The sequence below is a fragment of the Cupriavidus sp. 05N39 genome, from assembly GCF_056397325.1.
Genome location: NZ_JBFTNE010000207.1, coordinates 1 through 4,239 on the forward strand (window position 1 = coordinate 1; position 4,239 = coordinate 4,239).

Here is a 4,239-nt window from a genome sequence, read left to right on the forward strand (position 1 = left end):
GGCCGCGATCGATCGAAGGTCAAGATTCTGTATTGGGACCGCACCGGCTTCGCGTTGTGGTACAAGCGGCTTTCGCGCGGCCGGTTTCCTTCGCCGGCGACGCTAGCCCAGCGTGGCTTCACGCTGGCCGAATTGAACGCTTGGCTCGAGGGCATCGAGATCCCTGCGGTTCGGCCCCACTGCACCGTCGCCGCCACGCGCATCTTGTGACTTGTAAACCTGCCGGCGCTGGCGCATCATGGCGCCATGCTTCCGGTACTGACACCCTCCGACCTGCCAGCCGATCTCGAGGCGGTACGTACCCTCACGCTGGAGCAGAATCGGGTCGCCCGCGCGCTGTGGGAGCAACTGGAGATATTGAAGCACCAGATCGCGCAGCTTAACCGCGCGCACTTCGGCGCCAGCTCCGAACGCGCTTCCGAACGGTCCGCTTTGGATAACCAAGGCTGTATACACAGTTGGTCCGCCATATACTGAATGCCCGGGTTTAAGCGCACCGTTGCAGGTCGAGGGCCCATGAGGCTTCCTTTGCATATTAGGGTGCGGAATCCCCAAAGGCATTTGTGGTTCCGTATCCGATTTTTGATACCGGCACGCCGTGCACACGCTCGCCTAGCCAGGGGCGCAAGGACGCAAGCTCCATCGGCCGGCCGAAGAGATAGCCCTGCGCAAGGCGTATTCCCTTGGCAATAAGCCTAGCCCGCTGGTCCTCGGTTTCCACGCCCTCGGCTATTACCGTCAGGTCCAACGCCCTCGCGAACTCGACCATCACGTCAATGACCTTGGTACTTACTCTATCTCCTGGCCCGGCTTGGACGTAACTCTGGTCAAGCTTGATGACATCGAGATCGAACGTCTGGAAATACGCGAGACTGCAGTACCCCGTGCCGAAGTCGTCGATTGCCAGCTTCAGCCCCCGCGCCTTTGCACGCTCGACTTCGCTGCGCTGGGGCTCGCTCAGCACAATCGCATTGCGTTCGGTAATCTCGAGTAGGGGTGTCACGTTGGCGCTTAGCAGATCGAACACAGGCGAGTCGTCGGCCCAAAACGCACGATCGGCGAAGTGCTCGCCGGTGACGTTGAACGCCACGTGGAATGTCGGCGGGAGTGCCAGTTGCGACAGGTCACGCACAACCTGCGGGATTAGGGTTCGCGTCAGCGCCACCGCCATCCGCCGTTGTTCGATAACGGAGATGAAGGCGCCCGGCTCGAGCAGGCCGCGACGCGGATGCCGCCAGCGGGTCAGCACTTCGACGCCAAGGCACGCCCCCAATTCAAGGTCGATCACCGGCTGATAGTACGGAATGAACTCACCATTTCGCAGGCCCCGGCGCACATCCGTCGCAGAAGACTTTTGCAATGCCTGCAGCAGCCGTGCCCCATGGCCTCGGAACCCGCCAGCTAGGGTGCGCCTTAGTATTCTTGCCAAGACCGATGCTTCGCCACGCCCGCTGCTCACGCTGCCGCTGGTAGATGAAGGGTGACTGACGTACCGCGCCCGGGCTCGGTATCCAGCACAATCTCGCCGCAGTGCTGCAGTACGATCTGCCGCACGATGGTCAGCCCAAGACCCGTGCCACTTGGTCCGCCAGGCCGGCCGGCCCGGTAGAAACAGTTGAATGCCATGTGTGCTTCTTCCTGCGTCATGCCGATACCCTTGTCAAGGACGCAAATCGAGACCTTGTCGCCGGCATCAGCCGCGGCGATCGCGACTTCGACTGCGCTCTGCGGTTCTGAATACTTAAGGGCGTTGTCGATCAGATTGCGGATGGCGCGTTCAAGCTGCTGCCGATCGCCCATTGCAATGACCGGCTCACGCGCTGCCACTATCCGGATCCGCTGCTCTTCCGAGAACGCGTTGGCGACCACACTACGGGCGAGCGAGTTCATGTCGACTTTCTGCATCTCGGCTTGTCCCGTGCTACGCGCTTCGATACGTGCCAGGTCAAGCAGGTCAGACAGTATTCCGTTGATCTGTGCTGCGCGGCTGCGCAGCGCCTGGTAGATGCGTGGCCGCTTGTCCTGCGGGACCATGTTTTCCGCCAGCAACTCGGCGTAGCCGGCAACGCTGGCCATGGGTGACTTGAGTTCGTGCGCAACTGTGGACACGAAATGGGATTTCATCCGTTCGCGCCGGATGCGATCGGTCATGTCTCTTAGCACAAGCACCGTGCCATTTCCGTCGACGGCATGAACCAGGCGAACCTCGTAGGTTGGCGAGTCGGGCCCGTCGAACTCGACCAGCGCTGCAAATTCAGTCGCGGCGCCGGGGCGGTCCAACTCAGCGAGCAGTTCGGCGGCGCTGCAGCCATGCCGCGAAGGCTGCCGGCCGCGATAGAGCAACTGGACGAATTCGCGAGGCGTGGCGCCGCGCAGTTGGCTCAGCGATACCGCCAGCATCTCACACAAAGCATCGTTGGCTTCATCAATGACCCGGTCGTGCCGAAGTGCGGCGACGCCGTCGGGCATCGCCTGGAATAGCGTGCGCAGCCGTTCCTTCTTTCTCCTCAGTCCGTCGCTGATCACTGCCTCGCGCTCGGCCAGAGCCACGAGTTCGTGCATCACCCGAGCCTGTGTGAGGTGCAAGCGCACGATCAGCAGGGAGGAAACCAGTCCGAAAAGCACGATGATCGTCAACGAGCGCTGGCTGGTATTGGAAAGGAATTCGCGAACACCGTCACCTACGGTTGCAAGAATGCGCCACAACGCCACTGCGCCCCAGAGGCAAGTGAGTAGAGCGATCGCCGACCAAGACCGCTTGCTCCTGGAACCTGCCGCTGCTGTCGCAGCCGATCGGTAAAAATGCAAGTTCATAGGCACCGAAGAAGCAAGGCGGCGCGGCCGCCGGGCGATACGCAGGTATGGTGCTGCGGCACACACATCAACAGCACTTCAACTGCCAAGTTCACTTCCCACACAGTGTTGCCTTTACGGTGCGAATCGGCGGCTATCCACGTACGGTGCACCGAAGGAAACCTGGCACCGTCCCCCAAGTTGTCGAAGGAGTATCATATTTGCGTTTATTCCTGGCAATAAGTTGTGTTTTCGCACCTTTCTATAGAATAATGGGATTCAAGCACAACTCTTCGCACAACGGTTGCGTCACATGACACGAACCCGATGACCGATYCGCGCTACTATTCCACCAAGTCCACCGCTGAAAAGCTTGGCGTTTCGCTACGCACGATCCAACTCTGGGTTGCGAATGGACGCCTCCCGGCATGGAAAACCGACGGGGGTCATCGACGCATACCGGCCGAGGTGGTGGACCGCCTCGTGGCGGACCAACGGGATCAGTCGAGCGGGCGTAGCACCGATCACCACAAAAGAGCGTTTCGCGTCCTTTTGGTGGAGGACGACGAACACCTGCTGGAAATATATTCCGCCGCCCTAGCGAACCTGACGCCCCCCATTGAGATTCTCCAAGCCACAAATGGCTACGACGCGCTACTCCAGATTGGCAGGTCAAATCCCGATCTGATCATCCTCGACCTCGTCATGCCTGGCATGGACGGCTTTCGCCTGTGCCGGACACTCGACGCCCGGCCGGAAGGTGCCACGTCGCAAGTTGTGGTCGTGACGTCGCTTGACAAGCACGCGATCGCCGATCTTGGCGGCCTTCCCAAGCGCATCCATGTGTTCCCCAAGCCTATTCCGCTATCAATGCTGCAATCGCTGGTGACAAACCAGCGCGACGCCAACCCAGCCTAAAGCCTGCCTATCCGTAGATTGCGGGATGCGATGCACCCGCAGGATCCGTGCGTGCATTGTATATCGTTTTTGCACATATTCAAGTATGTTGATATCATATTTGCACGTATTGGTGAGAGACGCAACCGCGCACCGGCCTTCATAGTGCTCCGGCAGTTGCACCCCTCGCGCCGTCGACGGCACCTAGCGGCTGTCTGTACCTACTTTTTTGGGTGGCTAGGATTCATGGGTCTGGAGATATATAGGCCGGTAGCGGCGGAAGGCACCGCGCGCACCATCACCCCGGGCATTTCGGCATTCATGCTCGTATTGTCGGTCTGGCTGGGGTTCGCGCTCTGGGCCGGATGGGACAGAGGCAGCGAATTACGCAGGATCCAGGCTGATGCCGACCGGCTTGCCTATACCCTCGGCCAGCACGTCGAGCGCACATTGATGGAGGCGGACCAACTGACCTCCCTGCTAGGCGGCGCCGTCATCGAACGGGGGCTGGATTTGCCGCTTGCCGAATGGACCCGCAACGGTCATCTC

General features: G+C 60.4%; 5 protein-coding genes and 1 pseudogene. 4 read left to right on the top strand and 2 right to left on the bottom strand.

What is annotated here, in order from left to right; genetic code table 11:
- Both tnpB and AC1DN0_RS40435 read left to right on the top strand, forming a co-directional pair.
- Positions 1-210: IS66 family insertion sequence element accessory protein TnpB (gene tnpB / locus AC1DN0_RS40430; protein WP_477145865.1), on the top strand; the 210-nt coding region annotated here is incomplete at its 5' end.
- Between the two features lie 36 nt (positions 211-246).
- The gene (locus AC1DN0_RS40435; protein WP_441637530.1) at positions 247-477 is read left to right on the top strand and encodes an IS66 family transposase; all 231 of its coding nucleotides are present in this window, start codon (positions 247-249) and stop codon (positions 475-477) included.
- A 58-nt stretch (positions 478-535) separates the two neighbouring features.
- Here AC1DN0_RS40435 and AC1DN0_RS40440 read toward each other — a convergent pair whose 3' ends face one another.
- Both AC1DN0_RS40440 and AC1DN0_RS40445 read right to left on the bottom strand, forming a co-directional pair.
- On the bottom strand, positions 536-1,360 hold the full coding sequence (locus AC1DN0_RS40440) for an EAL domain-containing protein (RefSeq protein ID WP_441637532.1): 825 nt from the start codon (positions 1,358-1,360) through the stop codon (positions 536-538).
- Between the two features lie 95 nt (positions 1,361-1,455).
- Entirely contained in the window at positions 1,456-2,706 is a 1,251-nt protein-coding gene (locus AC1DN0_RS40445) for a PAS domain-containing sensor histidine kinase (protein ID WP_441637534.1), read from the bottom strand.
- 414 nt (positions 2,707-3,120) lie between these two features.
- On the opposite strand from AC1DN0_RS40445, the gene AC1DN0_RS40450 reads away from it, so the two are divergent.
- Both AC1DN0_RS40450 and AC1DN0_RS40455 read left to right on the top strand, forming a co-directional pair.
- Positions 3,121-3,711: a response regulator gene (locus tag AC1DN0_RS40450; protein WP_477146569.1), complete on the top strand. Its 591-nt coding sequence runs from the start codon at positions 3,121-3,123 to the stop codon at positions 3,709-3,711.
- Between the two features lie 225 nt (positions 3,712-3,936).
- Positions 3,937-4,239, top strand: a pseudogene (locus tag AC1DN0_RS40455) (hypothetical protein); the annotation flags it as partial.